Below are 15,107 nucleotides of genomic sequence, written 5' to 3' on the forward strand. Positions count from 1 at the left end.
GCGGCTTGAGATGGCGGCGGGCAAGGGTTGACCCGACGGGTTCAGCGACTGTAGAGGCGCTGCCGCAGCTGGACGAGGTCACGCTGAAGCTGGGCATCGACCTCGACCATCCGGGTGATCTTCTCCGCGCCGTGCATGGCCGTCGTGTGGTCACGCCCGCCGAGTGCGGCGCCGATCGCCGGGAAGCTCGCATCCGCTTCCTCGCGCATGAGGTACATCGCCACCTGGCGCGGCTCCGCGACGCGTGCCGTTCGGCCGCGGCCGCGAAGCTCGTCCTCGCTCACGTCGTAGTGCGCCGCCACGGCGCGGATGATCTCCGGCAGCGCCGGCGGCTCGCGCCGGATCATGAGGTCGGCCAGCGCGCGGCTGGCGGTGTCGGCGTTCAGCGGGAAGCCGTTTGACTGGGCGTAGGCGATGACCCGGTTGAGGGCGCCCTCGAGCTCGCGGACGTTGTTCTGGACCGCGGCGGCGATCTGCTCGAGCACGGCGTCGTTCACTTCGTGGCCCAGGCGCTCGTTCTTCGCGCGAAGGATCGCGATCCGCGTCTCCAGGTCGGGCGGCGCGATGTCGACCTGCAGGCCCCACTGGAAGCGCGATCGCAGCCGGTCCTCGAGGGTAGCGATGTGCTGCGGTGGGCGATCGCTGGACAGCACGATCTGCCCGTCCGCTTCGTGGATCGCGTTGAACGTGTGGAAGAACTCCTCCTGGGTCGATTCCTTGCCGGCGATGAAGTGAACGTCGTCGATGAGGAGCATGTGGCAGGCGCGGTACGCGGCGCGAAACGCGTCCGTGGCCTGGGTGCGGATCGCGTTGATCAGGTCGTTCGTGAACTTCTCGCTGGAGACGAGCTGCACGTTAAGGCCGCGCGACGCGGCGGAGTGGGCGATGGCGTGCAGCAGGTGCGTCTTGCCGAGGCCGACGCCGCCGTAGATGAACAACGGGTTGAACCGCTGAGCCGGGTGCTCGGCCACGGCCTGCGCCGCGGCATGGGCCAGCCGGTTGCCGGCGCCGACGACGAACGTGTCGAAGCGATAGCGCGGGTTCAGGATCGTCGAGGTGGTGCGGAATGCCGAGCCGGTGCTGGCCGGGAGGGTCGGCTGCTCGAAGTGGTTCGCCGAGGGCTGCGGTTCGCGCACCGGCCCGGCGCCGGCGGCGCCGAGGGAATCGACGGAGTCGACGACGAACCGCCACGCCACGTCCGGGCCGGCCACGGTGGCGACGGTGTCCCGCATGGCGCCGCCCAGACGGCTCGTCAGCCAGTCGTGCGTCGCCGAGTTCGGAACCGCCACCACCAGCGTGTCGCCGTCGAGCTCGAGCGCTCGGGTGTGCTTCAGCCAGGCGTCGAAAGTCGCCCGGGTCATCTGAAGCTGCAACGCGGTCAGGACGCGCTGCCACACGTCTTGGGCGGTTGTCGGGAGGAGCATGGGGGCGGACCCTTCTGGCGTCGACCGGTGGGATGAGCGGTGGGAACGGCGCACCGGGCGGCAAGTCCAAGCGGCGCGGCAAGACCCAATGGGCACAGCAAGACCAAGAGGCACAGCAAGACCAAGAGGCACAACAAGGTCGAGCGGCGCGCGAACACGGCGACGCTCACGGCGCACCCGTCGGGTACGCTCGACCGTCCAACGGGTCAATGCACATGTCGGGCTGTGGCTGATGCGCTGGCGGAAGCCCGGCACCGGCCGACCGCCCGGGCCAACGATCCTCACCAGCGGATCGGGGCGATTCTAGCCGCCGGCCGGCGCGCTCCGCAAGTCCGCCGACGTGTGACAAAAGCATCGAACGTTTGTGCTTACCCACATCTAGTGTCTTCGGCGATCGTTCACATACCGGATGCGGAAATTCTGGCGACAGTACCTCCCGGCCCCAAAAAGTGGTCCGGAAACTTTAAGAATCATTCACATGCAAGGGGTGGCCCGCGAAGCCGTCCCGCCGTCGACGCCGACATCCAGCCTCGCCGCACGTCGTCGAGCGACGCTCTCACCCGCTACTCAGGAATGTCGCCCCACGCGGCAGACGATCGGTCTATAATCGCGCGCTTGTCCCCGACCGCCGATCGCCGTGTCGTCAGACCGACGCGGCGCCCGCGCGTGCGGGGTGTCTGTTTGGGTTCCACAGTCACTGCGATCCGCGATACCAGGTGGGGGAGCGCCCATGAAATCACAGCCAGCCCAGGACCGAGAAGTGATGATCCAGGCCGAGCACCTGGCTCGTTACTACGGTCCGAGCCCCGCTCTGCGCGACATCACGTTCGACGCCTACCGCGGCGAGATCGTCGGCTTCCTCGGACCGAACGGCGCCGGGAAGACGACGACGATGCGCATCCTGACCGGCTATCTGCCGCCGACGAGCGGCCGCGCCTCGATCGCGGGCTTCGACATCATCGAGCAGTCGATGGAGGTGCGCCGGCACATCGGCTATCTGCCCGAGACGACCCCGCTCTACACGGACATGACGGTCTGGAGCTACTTGGACTTCATGGCGCGCCTGCGCGGCGTCGCCAACCGCAACGATGCGGTCGAGCGCGCCATGAGCCGGGTGAACCTCGACGACCGCGCCGACCAGGTGATCGGCCAGCTCTCGAAGGGGCTGCGCCAGCGCGTCGGCATCGCTCAGGCGGTGCTGCATGATCCGCCCGTCGTCATCCTCGACGAGCCGACGATCGGCCTCGACCCGCGCCAGATCCAGGATGTCCGCAGCCTCATCCATGAGCTGAAGGGCAACCACACCGTGATCATCTCGACGCACATCCTCTCGGAGGCCGAGCAGCTGTGCGACCGCGTCCTGGTGATCAACCGGGGCGAGATCGTGGCGGCGGCGTCGCCCGAGGAGCTGCAGAGCCAGCTGGCAGGGGCGCAGGCGGTGCGGGTCGTCGTGGCGCCGAGCGTGGCGGCGCGCGAGGTCGAGAAGGCGCTGGCCGACGTCGAAGGCGTTGCCGGCGTGGCGCACGAAGGCGACGGGCGCTACCTCGTCAAGGCGACGGCCAAGGGCAACCCCCGGGCCGGCATCGCCCAGACGATCGTCGGGCGCGGCTGGCCGCTGCTGGAGCTGACGCCGATGGGCATGTCGCTCGAGCGGATCTTCCTCGAGCTGACGGCCGATGCGGACGTCGTCGACGAAACCGAAATCGAGACGGACACGGATGCGGGAGAGGAGGACGGCGATGCGTAACCTCTGGACGATCGCGCGCCGCGAGATCGCGTCGTACTTCACGTCGCCGGTCTTCTGGGTCGTCGCGACGGTCTTCATGGTCTTCAGCGGCTTCCTGTTCGGCTTCATCCTGAACAGCCCGGGCCAGCAAGCCGAGATGACGCAGCTCTTGAACCTATACAGCACCGTGATGCTCTTCGCGGCGCCGGTGCTGTCGATGAAGCTTCTGGCCGAGGAGCAGCGGACGGGCACGCTCGAGGTGCTGATGACGGCGCCGGTGAACGACTGGCAGGTCGTCTGGGGGAAGTGGCTCGGCGCGATCTGCATGTACGTCGGGTTGACGTCGCTGACGCTGGCGCACGTCGCCATCCTGCTGCGCTACGCCGAGAAGGGCATGGACTGGGGGCCGCTGCTCGCCAGCTACCTGGGCATGTTCCTCCTGGGCGCGATGCTCCTTTCGCTCGGCGTGCTCACGTCGTCCTTGACGCAGAACCAGGCGATCGCCGCGTTCGTCGGGATCATGCTCAGCATGATCCTCTGGTTTCTCCCGCTCGTGAACCAGATCTTCCCCAGCGGCGGATGGTTGGTGAAGTCGATCGGCTACATCGGCCTCTCCGATCACTTCAACAACTTCGGCCAGGGGGTCATCGACTCGCGCGACGTCATCCACATGGTCACGTTCACGATCGGGTGCCTCTTCCTGGCCACCCGAATCCTCGAGTCCCGGAGGTGGCGCTAGATGCGTGAGAAGCTAAGCGCGGTCGCACCCTATGTCGCGGCCGTCGGCCTCGTCCTGATCGTCGGCGCGCTCGGCATGCGGCAGACGAACACCGGCCCCGATTGGCTGCCGCTGGCGATCGGCGCCGCCGGTATCGTCCTCTTGTTGGCGTATCCCCTCGGCCGAGCCGATGAGATGCGCACGGCGTTCGGGTCGCGCCAGGCGCGGTTCGGCGGCAACGCGCTCGTGCTGCTGGTGTCGGTCATCGGCATCCTCGTCGTGATCAACATTCTCGGCACGCAGCGATTCGTCAAGCTCGACACGACGACGAACCAGCGGTTCGCGATCTCGGGCCAGTCCAAGACGATCCTCGATGACCTGCGCGACCAGGGCCAGCAGATCAAGGTCACGGCGGTCATGGCGGCGGGCAGCCCGACGCTGGCGGACCTCCGGCGGCTCATGGACAACTACGTCGCCTACGGCAACGCCGTCACCTTCGCGACCATCGACGCCGGGGCCGAACCGGAGCGGGCGCTCGCGCTGCAGGAGGCGATCCAACAGCCCCTGACCAACAACGAGGTTGTCGTCCGGATGGGCGACCGGCACGAGGTCGTGTACGCGTTCGACGAGAAGTCGATCACGGGGGCGATCATCAAGGTCACCCGTCCGCGGGAGAAGGTCGTGGCGTTCACGTCCGGCCACAAGGAGTACAGCCCGACGGGATCCGACCAGCGTTCCTACGCCGGGATCGCCCAATCCCTCGAGCGCGACGGCTACAAGGTCGTCACCGTGCAGCTGGCGACGAGCGACACGCTCAGCGCCGACGTCATCGTCGTCGCGGGCGCACAGGAGCCGTTCAACAGCACCGAGCTCGAGCGCCTGGCCAGCTTCAGCGCCGGCGGCGGCGGCGTGCTCGTCCTCGCCGACCCGCAGGACAAGGCCGATCTCTCGCCGCTGCTGAACCGCTACGGCATGAGCCTCCGCAACGACCTCGTGCTCGATCCCGAGAGTGCCCTGCAGAGCCCCGCCGTCCCGGTCATCTCGAAGGAAGGTTTCCAGTTCCACGAGATCACGAGCGACATGTCGAACCCGGAGCCCCTCCTCACCGTCCTCCCCGGCGCCCGGTCGATCGTCCTCCCGTCGACCGCTCCGTCCGGCACGACGACGTCGGCGTTGCTCAAGACGAGCGACGCGGCGTGGGGCGAGACGGATCTGGCGGCCCTCGAGGTCGAGAATGCGCAGCCGACGAAGGACGACGTGGACGCCGCCGGCCCGCTCGACCTCGCCGTGGCCGGTGAGCCGGCGGCCGGTGCGGACGGCGCCGCGGCGCAGGAACCCGGCCGAATCGTCGTCATCGGCAGCGCCAGCTTGGTCGCGGATGCGATCCTCCAGCAGATCCAAGCCAGCGGCAACATCGTCCTCGTGCTGAACTCCATCAACTGGCTGGCGCAGGACGAGGAGTTGATGGGCATCCGGGCGACCGAGCCGGACGACCGTCCGCTCCGCGCGCCGCAGAGCCCGATCCTGATCTTCCTGGTCACCACGCTGCTGCTCCCGGCGATCGTCGCCGCGATCGGCTTCTACGTCTGGTGGCAGCGCCGCTAAAGGACGAGGACGATGAACCGACGACTGACGCTCATCCTGTTCCTGATCTTCGCCGCGATGGTCATCCTGGCCTACAGCCTGCGCAACGAGACCGGCAAGCAGGTTGGCCCGAACGCGCCGACGCCGACTCCGGGGCCGATCTGGGCGCTCGACGCCAAGGCGGTCTCGAAGGTCGAGGTGTCGGGCGCCGGCAACGCGTACACGCTGGCGCTGGTCGACGGCAAGTGGCAGGTCGACAACCTGCCGACGAACGACGAGGTCGCCGGCGTCGTCGAGCGGACGGCCAGTCCGTCCGTGCAGCGCACCCTGCCCGGCGGCCGCGACGCGACGAACTACGGCTTCGCCTCGCCGACCCTGACCGTGACGTTCACGGTGTCGGAAACGGCGCACACGCTCATCGTCGGCGATCCGCCGCTGACGAGCGAGAGCGACCGATACGTGATGGCCAAGGACGGCACGACGATCTATATCGTCAGCGGCTTCGATCTCGGCCAGCTCGAGGATTGGCTGACGACCCCGCCCCTCGCCCCGACGCCGACGGCCGCTGCCCCGACGACGACGGGATCGACAACGGGATCGACAGCGGGCACGCCGGCTGCGGACACCGGACTCGGGGACACGTCCGCACTGACGGACACGACCGCGCTGACGGACACCGCCCCAATCGGCCTGCCCGGCATGGCGACCATCGTCGCGTTGCCGACCACGCCCGGTCTGCCCACCGAGCCCGCGATTCCGACCGCCACCGAATAGGTCGACAGCATGGCGCCTGAAGACGGCCCGTCCCGCGCACGACGCCGCGCCCCCGGCGCTGCCGGCACCCGGCTGCCGTTCGCCCGACGGGCCGCCGCCGTGCTCGTGCTGGCGTGGGCGCTTGCCCTCGTCCGGACGGCGCCGGCGGCGGCGCACAGCGAGACCGTCGAAAGCAAGCCCGCCCCGGGCGATGCCGTCCTTCCTGCGCCGACGACGGTCACCGTGCGGTACACGGATCCGCTCGGTCCGGAGAGCACGATCAGCGTCGTCGACGACACATTCGCCGAGGTCACCGAGGGCCCGACCCGGGTGGACGCCGATGACCCGCACGCGATGTCCGTCGACCTGCTGCACGACCTTCCGCTCGGTGCTTACACCGTCGCCTGGACGGCCCACGACGCGGCCGACGGGCACAAGACGTCAGGCAGCTACACGTTCAGCGTCGGTGACGTGGCGGCGGCGTCGCAACCATCGGGCACGGCAGGGCAGACGATCCTCGTCCTCGTGGCGCTGACCGTGGCGGTGCTCGGCGTTGCGACCGTCGCGCGGCGCCGCGCCCGACCGACGCCGGCCGCGATGCTGGCGGCTCTGGCGTTCGCGACGGCCGTCGCAAGCGTCGCCGCCGGCTGTTCCGACGATTCGACGGCCGGCCCGACGGCGCCGAGCGCGACCGTGACGGACGGCGCGCAAGTGGCCTCGTCCGCCGGTGACGGGCCAACCGCGGCGTCGTCGACGGCCGCCGCAGACGACGCCGCGGGCGTTCCGATCCAGATCTCGATCGCGGCGAGCGACCTGGCGGTCGGCGAGGACAGGTTTGCGTTCGCCGTCCTTGGCGTCGACAACGAGCTCCTCCCCGACGTCGACGCCACGGCGACGTTCTTTCGACTGGAAGGCGAGTCGGCCGAGGAGACGGACACCGTCCCGGCGACGTACTACGCCTCGCGGCTGCCCGAGGCCGGCACGTACGTGGCGCTGACGCGCTTCGACCGCGCCGGGCCGTGGGGGTCCAGATCAGCGGCACGCTGCCGGATGGCCGGGCCGTTGCGCCCAACCGGGTACGGTTCGAGGTCGCCAGCCGGCCCCGCTCGCCGGCGGTGGGCGACATGGCGCCGCCGACGGCGAACCGGACGCTGGCCACCGTCCCGGACATCGCCGCGCTGACGAGCGATCCGATGCCCGACCCCGAGCTCTATGCCATGACCGTCGATGAGGCCGTCGCCAGCGGCAAACCGACGGTCGTCGTCTTTGCGACGCCCGGCTACTGTGAATCGCGCATCTGCACGCCCGTCATCGACGAGGTGAAGGCGGTGGCCGCGGCGTGGCGCGGCCGGGTGAACGTCATCCACCTCGAGGTCTACAAGTCGTTCAACCCGCTCGTCCTGGCGGACGAGATGGATGCCTGGGGTCTCGAAACCGAGCCGTGGACGTTTGTGTTGACGGGCGATGGCCACGTCGCCGCCCGGCTCGAGGGCAACGCTACGCAGGCCGAGCTCGTTCCGCTGCTGGAACGCGTCACAGGAGGAGGGTAAGGTGGATCAGCTGACAGGGACCCGACTCCGATCGCGCTTTGTTTCGCTCACACTGGCGACCGTTTCGCTCGGGCTGACGCTCGCCGTCGCCGGCTGCCGGTCCGACCCGCCGACGGTCACGCCGGTGCCGCCGACGGAGGACCCGTTCAGCCGGATCACCCCGTCGCCCGAGGCGCGGGCGATCTCGATCGAGATCAAGACATCCGTCATCGGGCCCGGCTTCGATCGCCTTGCGTTCGTGCTCAAGAGGGACGACGGCGAGGTGATCGAGAACGGCAACGTCGAGACGACGTTCTATCGCCAAAGCGACAGCGGCCCGCAGCGGACCGCCAACGGCCCGGCGCTCTTCTTCGGACGGGGGCTGACCGGCGGCGGGCGATGGGTGACGTACACGGACTTCGACGCTTCCGGCCCGTGGTCGGTCGACGTGGCGGTCCAGCTGATGGACGGCACGCAGGGCATCGCCCGGGCCGACTTCCAGGTGGCGGGGCGCACGAAATTGCCGGCGGCCAGGCAGCCGCCGCCCACCGGAGAGACGCCGTACGCCGAGGACGCCAGCGGGGTGGCGGCGCTCACGACCGATCCGAATCCGGCCAACGACCTCTACTACAAGCGCGTGTCCTCGGGCGTCGTCTCCGGCTATGCGACGGTCGTCCACTTCAGCTCGCCGGGCAACTGTCCGGAAGCGGAGTGCCGCGACGCCCTCGACCCGATCAAGCGCGCCGCAACCGCGTGGAAGCTCGGCGCCAACTTCATCCACATCGAATCACGCGATCCCGCCGACCCGAGCCAGATGTCGGCCACGGCCAAGGACTGGGGCCTGACCACGGACCCGTGGACGTTCATCTTCGACACGCAAGGCTTCCTGTCGGCGCGGGTCGAAGGGCCGTTGGCGGTGGATGAGCTGAACCTCCTGACCCGCCGGGCTTCGGGGATGGACGAGTCGACGAACGCGCCGTGAGGGCGTGACCGTGCCGGCCAACGCGGCGTCCCGGGACGCCGCGTTGGCCGGCTTCGTTCTTATGGGCACCCCGGCATCTGCGCCGCGATCGTGCGGTAGACCTCGGCCAGCTCGGCGCCGGTCAGCGCCAGGAAGACGCGGGCGGGATCACCCGCCACGGCCTCGAGCTGCGCGCGGTCGACGTCGGCGCCAAAGCCGATCGCGTAGACCTCGATCCCGTGCGCCCGGCGCGCTTCGTCCGCTGCGGCGGCGGCGCGCTCCGGCGCCTCGACCTGGCGGCCATCCGACAGCACGACGATGACCGGCTTGGCCGTTGGCCGGCGTCCCTCGGCCAGCACGCCCGTCGCCGCCTCGAGCCCGCGGTCGATCCGCGTGCCGGAGCGTGTCGTCAGGCCGGTCAGGCCGGCGTCGAGCATTGCGCGGTCGCTTGAGAGCGGCACGGCGACGCGCGCCTCGGTGGCGAAGTCGACGAGCGCCACGCGGTCCGTGCCGTCCGCCAAGCCGACGACGTCCAGGAAGGCGCGGATGCTGCTCACGGCCGTCGCCAGCCCGCCGTCGGCCATCGAGTTCGAGACGTCGACGACGAGCACGATGTCCTGTCGCGCCTTCTGCGGCCAGCACAGGGATCGAGCCGCGAACGGCAGGTAGACGCGCACGGTCTCGGGCGTCGCGGTGGAGGTGGGCGAAGCGGCGGGCGGCGGGGTGGACGTGGCCGGCGACGTGGCCGTCGCCGGCGGGCCGACGACCTCGACGGACAGCGACGGGAACGGTACGCGCTGCGGCTGGCCCCAGCCATCGACGAACTCGGCGAACGTGCCGTCCGTGACGGGCCACGTGCCGGCGGCCCGCGGCTTGAGGCGGGCCGAGAACGGGGACGGCGCGTCGAGCGAGGCGTGCGACCACGTCATGTTCGGCGCCAGCCACGATCCGGCGGCCGAGAGGCTGCCGGGCTCGACGTCCATCGTCGCCGGGACGGCGCTGGTGAGCGTGAAGCCGGTGGCCAGGAGATCCGGGACGCCGTAGCGGACCATCCGGCGGTGGGCGGCGTACGTGCCGTTCATGACGTCCTCGTCCGAGCTGGCCAGGTCGGACGCGCCGAAGCTCGTGATCGCGATGATCGTCACCCCGGATAGCCGGATCTGGGCGGCCGTGTCCTCGGCCGGCGGGATCCCGGCGCACTGGCCGGGGAAGAACTCGTTGGCGGCGCTGCAGTACGCGGCGCGGTCCAGGACCATCACCTTGCGGCGCGAGCCGCTGGTGTCGAACAGTTCGGCTGCCTCTTCCATGGCGTCCTTGAGCCGCGGTCGAATGGTCGGCGCGGCCGGCGTGAAGCGTTGGATGTCCTCGACGGCGCGCATGTAGGCGCTTCGATCGCCGGTCAGCGGCAGGTCGAGGGCCGTCGTGTTGTAGTAGCTGACGAGGCCGATCCGGTGGCGGCTGAAGTCGAGGCGTGCGGCCAACAGCTTGAGCTCGGTGATCGTCGTCGCGGACGGATCCGCCCCTTGCTGCAGCTCGGAGAGGTACGGCACGACGACGACGATGTCGGCCGGCTCTTCGCCGATGCCGCAGCGCCCGTCGAGGGTGTAGGTGACGGTCGTCGAGGCGCCGAGCGGCATGGACAGCGGATCGGCAGCCGTATGGCCGCGGAACGTGCACGTGCGGTCCTCGGGCACGGCCAGTGCGTCGGGATCGGCGGACGGCTCGAAGACGCTGATCAGGCTGGACTGGCCGTCGGCCACGTAGACCCGGCCGGCGCTGTCGACCGTGAGGTCGGTCAGTGTCGTCGGGTCGGAGAAGGCCAGCGGGCGGGCGTCGAAGCGGGCGGTGACGGTGCCGTCGTCCGCGTAGCGCTCGATGTAACCGGGCTCGCGCAGGACGAACACGGACCCCAGCGGATCCGAGGGTCCGTCACCGGCCGGGGTAGCACCGCCCGGGCCGCCGCTGACGGAGCGAGCGTCGAAGGCGACGGGGACGTTCAGCAGCGACGTGCCGTCGGCCGCGTACACCCGCACGATGTCGGCTAGATCGTCCAGGACGTACACCCGGCCGTCCGGGCCGACTTCCATGTCCGTGTACGGGTTGCCCTTGCCGTCGTCGGGCAGGTCCCACTCCGGCTTGATCTGGCGGCCGTCGGGCGCGTAGCGGACGATCCGGACATCGTACGTGCGGGTCTGCGGCGTCAGGTCGCTGCGGACGACGAGGAGTTCGCCGCTGACCGGGTTGAAGCTGATCGCCGGCACTTCGATCTGCTGAAACGACGACGCGAGCTGGTCGGTCCAGACGCTCTCGATGATCCGCTCCGTGCCCTCGCGCCCACGCTTCTCGACGGTCTTGAAGCGGCCGATGCCGCCGTCGACCTTGGGCTGGCCCTGTCCCTGGCGGGTGATCTTCAGGTAGTAGCCGTACACCTCGCCCAGCGTCTCGGTCCCGACGCCCAGGATGACGCTGAAGAACTCGAAGTCGGTCGAGAAGTCCCCCACCTGGGTGTCCTTGGCGGCGGTGGCGAGCTGCTTGCCGTCCGTGTCGAAGAACCGGAACTGGGACGACTGGTCCTGGACGAACACGACGCCGGGCGCGGGCATCGAGATGGACTCCGGCGAGAAGAGCACCGGGTTCGCCGAATCCTCGTTCGACGCGGCCTGCCAGACCGTCTTCACCTGCCGCAGCTCGTTGTCCTCGAAGGATACGACGACCGGGCTCGTCTTCAGGTCCTGGCGCTTCTGGCCGCAGTTGCCGGTGTTGGGGTTCGAGACGGCCAGCGCGAAGTACTGCTGCGTGTCGGCGCGCAGGCGCGGCAGCGTCACGGTCTCGCGGCAGATCGTCTTCTTGTTCGCGCTCGCCGCGATGGCGAACGCGACGTCCCGCTCCGTGACGACGCACGCGCCGGCGGCCTCGCCGAGGAAGACGCTGTCGCCGCCGAGCGCGTTCACGCGCGTGGCGCGGCACGAGACGTCGCCCTGGGTGTACTTGGGGTTGCGGAGGTCATATACCTGCCGCAGCGCCAGCGGCGGCGCGCCGCCGGCCACGGCGTCGGCGGCGGCGACGTCGAAGAGCTGCGCCCGCAGGCCGTTCTTGTCGCCGACGGCCACGACCGCGCCGTCCGGGCTGACCGCCAGGTCCGTCGTGCTCGTGAGCTGGCCGTCGTCCAGGCCGCGCACGCCGAAGCGCCACTTGGCCTGACCGGTCGCGCCGTCGATCGCCACGATCTGCGTCGTCTCGCGGTCGAGGATGTAGACCGTGCCGTCGCCGGCGGCGGCGATGCTCTCGGCCGGGACCTTCTCCCACTGGTCGATGTAGGCGCCGTCGAGCCCGTAGATCACGACGCGGTCGACGGCCGTGTCGAGGACGTAGACGCGCTCCGTCGACGGATCCGCCGGCGCCGGTCCGACGGCCAGCGGGCCGACGCGTCCGAGCTGCTGCGGGAAGCCGCCGGTGACACCGAACGGCGGCAGGAACTCGCCGGACGGCAGCAGGCGGTGGACGCCGGCGACACCCGGGTCGGCGATGAAGACGTGGCCGTCGCGCGAGACGTCGAGGTCGGACGGACTCTGGAAGAGGCCCTCGGACGCGTTGTCGCGCCGGGGCCATTGATCGACCATCTGATAGGCGGTCAGGCCGGTCTGCGCGCGCGTCGGCGCGGCGCCGGCGGCCGCGGCCAGGCCGCCCGCGGCCGCGAGGGTGGCGACGGCGGGCATGAGGAAGCGACGGAGCATCGGGACTTCTCCTGTGGGCAGGGGATGATGTCGGGGGGCGATGGGGTGGTGAGGGGTGGGGCGGTTGGGGATGGGGCGGGGGCATTGACGACGTCGAACAGATGTACCACAATCGCCGGCGTTCGGCCAGCGTTGATGGCACAGCCATTCTGCGCCAAGCGATTCAGTCGCCGTTGAGGAGCGGATCGTTACATGACATGCGCACCCTGACATGCTTACCCTGACATGCTTACCCTGACATGCGCACCCTGACCCTTGCCGCCGCCCGGCGCATCGCCTTGGCGGCCCAGGGCTTCGCGGACCCCCTGCCGTCCGGCCGCCCCGACGTGCGCCACCTGCGCCGCGTCGTCGACCGGGTGGCGGCGGTTCAGCTGGACAGCGTGAACGTGTTCGCCCGGGCGCACCACATGCCGTTCGCCAGCCGGCTCGGCTGGCCGGCGCCGGGGATCGTCGACCGCCACATGAACGAGACCGGCGAGCTGTTCGAGTACTGGGGCCACATGGCGTCGAGCATGCCGGTGGCGATGCAGCCGCTGTTTCGGTGGAAGATGGACCAGGCGTGGCCGTGGAAACGGATCGATCAGATCGCGGTCGACCGCCCTGGGTTCGTCGAGCGGACGTTCGACTTCGTCGCGGCCAACGGGCCGCTGACGATCAAGGAACTGGACGACGTCGGGACGCGCGACGACGGGTGGTGGCGGTCGGAAGGCCGTGTCGTCCTGGAGTGGTTGTTTGCCAAGGGGCGCCTGACGGCGTGGCGCCGCCCCGACTTCACCCGCGTGTACGACGTGCCGGAGCGGCGTCTTCCCGCCACCGTGCTGGCGATGCCGACGCCCGACCCCATCGAGGCGCGCCGCGCGCTCGTCGCGATCGCCGCCCGCAGCCTGGGGGTGTTCACGCTGGGCGACGCGGCGGACTACTGGCGTTTCTTGCGTGCCGAAACCGCGGCGCGGCTGGCCGAGCTCGAGCGGAGCGGCGAGGTCGAGCGGGTTGCCGTCGAGGGCTGGTGCGAACCGACGTGGCTTGCGGTTGGCGCTGCCGAGCCGCGCCGCATCCGCGCCCGCGCGCTGCTGTCCCCGTTCGACCCGCTCGTCTGGTACCGCCCGCGGGCGCAGCGGCTGTTTGACTTCGCGTACCTGATCGAGATCTATGTGCCTGAGGCCAAGCGCGTCCACGGGTATTACGTGCTGCCGTTCCTGCTGGGCGAGGATCTGGTGGCGCGGGTCGACCTCAAGGCGGATCGGTCCGCGGGGCGGCTGCTGGTGCGGTCGGCATGGCTCGAGCCGGGTTATGACGCGGAGCACGTGGCGCGTGAACTGGCGGAGGTGCTGCGCGAGGCGGCGGCAGGGGTGGGGGCGGGGGAGGTCGTCGTCGAGGACAAGGGGGATCTGGCGGGGGCGTTAGGGCGGGCGATGGGGTGATCCACATCGGCATCAACATGGGGCACGGTTGCAGGTAAACATGCTGCCGACCGATCGCCCGGTCGTTATGAAAGTTGGGCAATTATCCGAGATGTTCTTGACCGCCGACCGCCCGGCCGTGAACGGCCGGGCTACAATAACGACGCCGGCTGAAGCCGGCTACGGCCTGAAAAGCCTGCTTCAGCAGGCACAGTTATTGTAGCCCGGCGATTGATCGCCGGGCGATCGGCGGCTTGGGTATACCGCGATCAATTTCACAAAGTCCATCACGGCCGGGTGGAGCGTTCGTGGAGGTGCGAATGGATACCCACAACGTGACGGTATCGCTGCCAAGGGATGTTCTACTCCGGGTCAAGGTCATCGCCGCGCAGCGACGGACATCGGTGTCGAGCCTGCTGATCGACGCGTTGGAGCAGCTCGTCGCCCGCGAGGATGCGTTTGCGCGAGGGCGCCGGCACCACCTGGCGACGCTGGAGGCGCCGGCCGACCTCGGGACGAACGGTGTGATCCACGCAAACCGAGGCGATCTGCATGCGCGATGATGATCCACGCCCCGCCGCCCCACGGCGGATGAACGCTCCATGCCGGACCGGTACCGGTGCCCCTGCTACTGCAAGCTGAACGGCGGATACTCGTCCGTCACGAGCAGGAAGGCGTAGGCGGACACGCGCATCCACCAGCGCGCGACGCCGACGACGAAGTCGAACAGCGGGCGCGGGTAGCGGCCGGTGAAGAGGATCGCGAACCAGGCGATGATCACCGCGACGAAGGCGGCGAGCGAGAGGAAGATCAGCACGATGTAGTGCGGGATCGCCAGCAGCCACTTCACCAGGGCCAGCCAGGGATTCAGCTCCAGCTCCACGTTCGGGTAGTCGACGTCCAGGTGGACGGACTGCGCCTCGACGGTGGACGGGTACACGTCGGTGAGCAGGGCCATGTACGCCCCGACCCGATTCCCGAAGCGCGCCAGCTCGAGCTGGAAGTCGAACCACCAGCGCGGATAGTGCTTGCGAAAGGCGATCATCAACGCCGTGGCGATCGTGAGCTGGGCCGCGATCCCGGCGCCCGCCGACCGCGCCGTCCGGATGATCTCGCCCCCATCCCGAACCGCCTCGACGGTTTCGGTCTGGCCGCCCCCCGCGATCAGGCCGAAGATGATGAGGATGGGGATGGCCCAGATGATCCGGAAGAAGGTGGTCATCCGGTCCAGGCTTTCGGGATAGTCGACGTCGAAGCGAGCGGCATACGGGGCGGACT

13 protein-coding genes are annotated in these 15,107 nt (G+C 69.6%); 10 read left to right on the forward strand and 3 right to left on the reverse strand.

The genetic code is table 11. From position 1 onward, the window contains the following. Positions 1-41: 41 nt before the first annotated feature. Entirely contained in the window at positions 42-1,424 is a 1,383-nt protein-coding gene (gene dnaA / locus IPG72_16025) for a chromosomal replication initiator protein DnaA (GenBank protein MBK6770487.1), read from the reverse strand. 763 nt (positions 1,425-2,187) lie between these two features. Here dnaA and IPG72_16030 point away from each other — a divergent pair. The 7 genes from IPG72_16030 to IPG72_16060 are packed head-to-tail and all read left to right on the forward strand — an operon-like array spanning position 2,188 to position 8,716. Then, complete coding sequence (locus IPG72_16030; protein MBK6770488.1) at positions 2,188-3,171, forward strand: ABC transporter ATP-binding protein; 984 nt, start codon at positions 2,188-2,190, stop codon at positions 3,169-3,171. Then, positions 3,164-3,889 (forward strand): ABC transporter permease subunit, encoded by a 726-nt coding sequence (locus IPG72_16035; GenBank protein ID MBK6770489.1) that lies wholly within the window; start codon positions 3,164-3,166, stop codon positions 3,887-3,889. Before IPG72_16030 ends, IPG72_16035 begins: the two co-directional genes overlap by 8 nt. Then, positions 3,890-5,473 carry a GldG family protein gene (locus tag IPG72_16040; protein MBK6770490.1) on the forward strand — a complete coding sequence of 528 codons (1,584 nt, stop codon included), beginning with the start codon at positions 3,890-3,892 and terminating at the stop codon, positions 5,471-5,473. 12 nt (positions 5,474-5,485) lie between these two features. Beyond that, positions 5,486-6,226: a DUF4340 domain-containing protein gene (locus tag IPG72_16045; GenBank protein MBK6770491.1), complete on the forward strand. Its 741-nt coding sequence runs from the start codon at positions 5,486-5,488 to the stop codon at positions 6,224-6,226. Between the two features lie 9 nt (positions 6,227-6,235). Next, positions 6,236-7,387 (forward strand): copper resistance protein CopC, encoded by a 1,152-nt coding sequence (locus tag IPG72_16050; GenBank protein ID MBK6770492.1) that lies wholly within the window; start codon positions 6,236-6,238, stop codon positions 7,385-7,387. Continuing rightward, positions 7,330-7,755: a hypothetical protein gene (locus IPG72_16055; protein ID MBK6770493.1), complete on the forward strand. Its 426-nt coding sequence runs from the start codon at positions 7,330-7,332 to the stop codon at positions 7,753-7,755. The genes IPG72_16050 and IPG72_16055 overlap by 58 nt, the downstream gene beginning before the upstream one ends. A gap of 1 nt (position 7,756) precedes the next feature. Next, a complete protein-coding gene (locus IPG72_16060) occupies positions 7,757-8,716 on the forward strand; it encodes a hypothetical protein (protein MBK6770494.1) in 960 nt (319 codons plus the stop codon). A gap of 59 nt (positions 8,717-8,775) precedes the next feature. Here IPG72_16060 and IPG72_16065 read toward each other — a convergent pair whose 3' ends face one another. Further along, positions 8,776-12,429 (reverse strand): VWA domain-containing protein, encoded by a 3,654-nt coding sequence (locus tag IPG72_16065; protein ID MBK6770495.1) that lies wholly within the window; start codon positions 12,427-12,429, stop codon positions 8,776-8,778. A 239-nt stretch (positions 12,430-12,668) separates the two neighbouring features. Here IPG72_16065 and IPG72_16070 point away from each other — a divergent pair, with 239 nt between their 5' ends. The 3 genes from IPG72_16070 (at position 12,669) to IPG72_16080 (ending at position 14,392) form a co-directional block, all read left to right on the forward strand. Beyond that, a complete protein-coding gene (locus IPG72_16070; GenBank protein MBK6770496.1) occupies positions 12,669-13,850 on the forward strand; it encodes a YcaQ family DNA glycosylase in 1,182 nt (393 codons plus the stop codon). Between the two features lie 40 nt (positions 13,851-13,890). Continuing rightward, positions 13,891-14,052, forward strand: a complete 162-nt coding sequence (locus tag IPG72_16075; GenBank protein ID MBK6770497.1) for a hypothetical protein — start codon at positions 13,891-13,893, stop codon at positions 14,050-14,052. 97 nt (positions 14,053-14,149) lie between these two features. Further along, positions 14,150-14,392, forward strand: coding sequence for a CopG family transcriptional regulator (locus IPG72_16080; protein MBK6770498.1), 243 nt, complete (start codon positions 14,150-14,152; stop codon positions 14,390-14,392). A 65-nt stretch (positions 14,393-14,457) separates the two neighbouring features. Here the strand turns inward: IPG72_16080 and IPG72_16085 are convergent, their stop codons facing one another. Next, the gene (locus IPG72_16085; protein MBK6770499.1) at positions 14,458-15,051 is read right to left on the reverse strand and encodes a DUF4389 domain-containing protein; all 594 of its coding nucleotides are present in this window, start codon (positions 15,049-15,051) and stop codon (positions 14,458-14,460) included. Between the last annotated feature and the right edge of the window lie 56 nt (positions 15,052-15,107).

This window comes from Candidatus Avedoeria danica (genome assembly GCA_016703025.1).
GTDB lineage: Bacteria > Chloroflexota > Anaerolineae > Epilineales > Epilineaceae > Avedoeria > Avedoeria danica.

Coding starts and splice junctions, on each gene's coding strand:
- IPG72_16065 (MBK6770495.1), bottom strand. CDS start 12,429: ATGCTCCGTCGCTTCCTCATGCCCGCCGTCGCCACCCTCGCGGCCGCG.
- IPG72_16080 (MBK6770498.1), top strand. CDS start 14,150: ATGGATACCCACAACGTGACGGTATCGCTGCCAAGGGATGTTCTACTC.
- IPG72_16040 (MBK6770490.1), top strand. CDS start 3,890: ATGCGTGAGAAGCTAAGCGCGGTCGCACCCTATGTCGCGGCCGTCGGC.
- IPG72_16085 (MBK6770499.1), bottom strand. CDS start 15,051: ATGACCACCTTCTTCCGGATCATCTGGGCCATCCCCATCCTCATCATC.
- IPG72_16050 (MBK6770492.1), top strand. CDS start 6,236: ATGGCGCCTGAAGACGGCCCGTCCCGCGCACGACGCCGCGCCCCCGGC.
- IPG72_16075 (MBK6770497.1), top strand. CDS start 13,891: ATGCTGCCGACCGATCGCCCGGTCGTTATGAAAGTTGGGCAATTATCC.
- IPG72_16045 (MBK6770491.1), top strand. CDS start 5,486: ATGAACCGACGACTGACGCTCATCCTGTTCCTGATCTTCGCCGCGATG.
- IPG72_16030 (MBK6770488.1), top strand. CDS start 2,188: ATGATCCAGGCCGAGCACCTGGCTCGTTACTACGGTCCGAGCCCCGCT.
- IPG72_16035 (MBK6770489.1), top strand. CDS start 3,164: ATGCGTAACCTCTGGACGATCGCGCGCCGCGAGATCGCGTCGTACTTC.
- IPG72_16055 (MBK6770493.1), top strand. CDS start 7,330: ATGGCGCCGCCGACGGCGAACCGGACGCTGGCCACCGTCCCGGACATC.
- IPG72_16070 (MBK6770496.1), top strand. CDS start 12,669: ATGCGCACCCTGACCCTTGCCGCCGCCCGGCGCATCGCCTTGGCGGCC.
- dnaA (MBK6770487.1), bottom strand. CDS start 1,424: ATGCTCCTCCCGACAACCGCCCAAGACGTGTGGCAGCGCGTCCTGACC.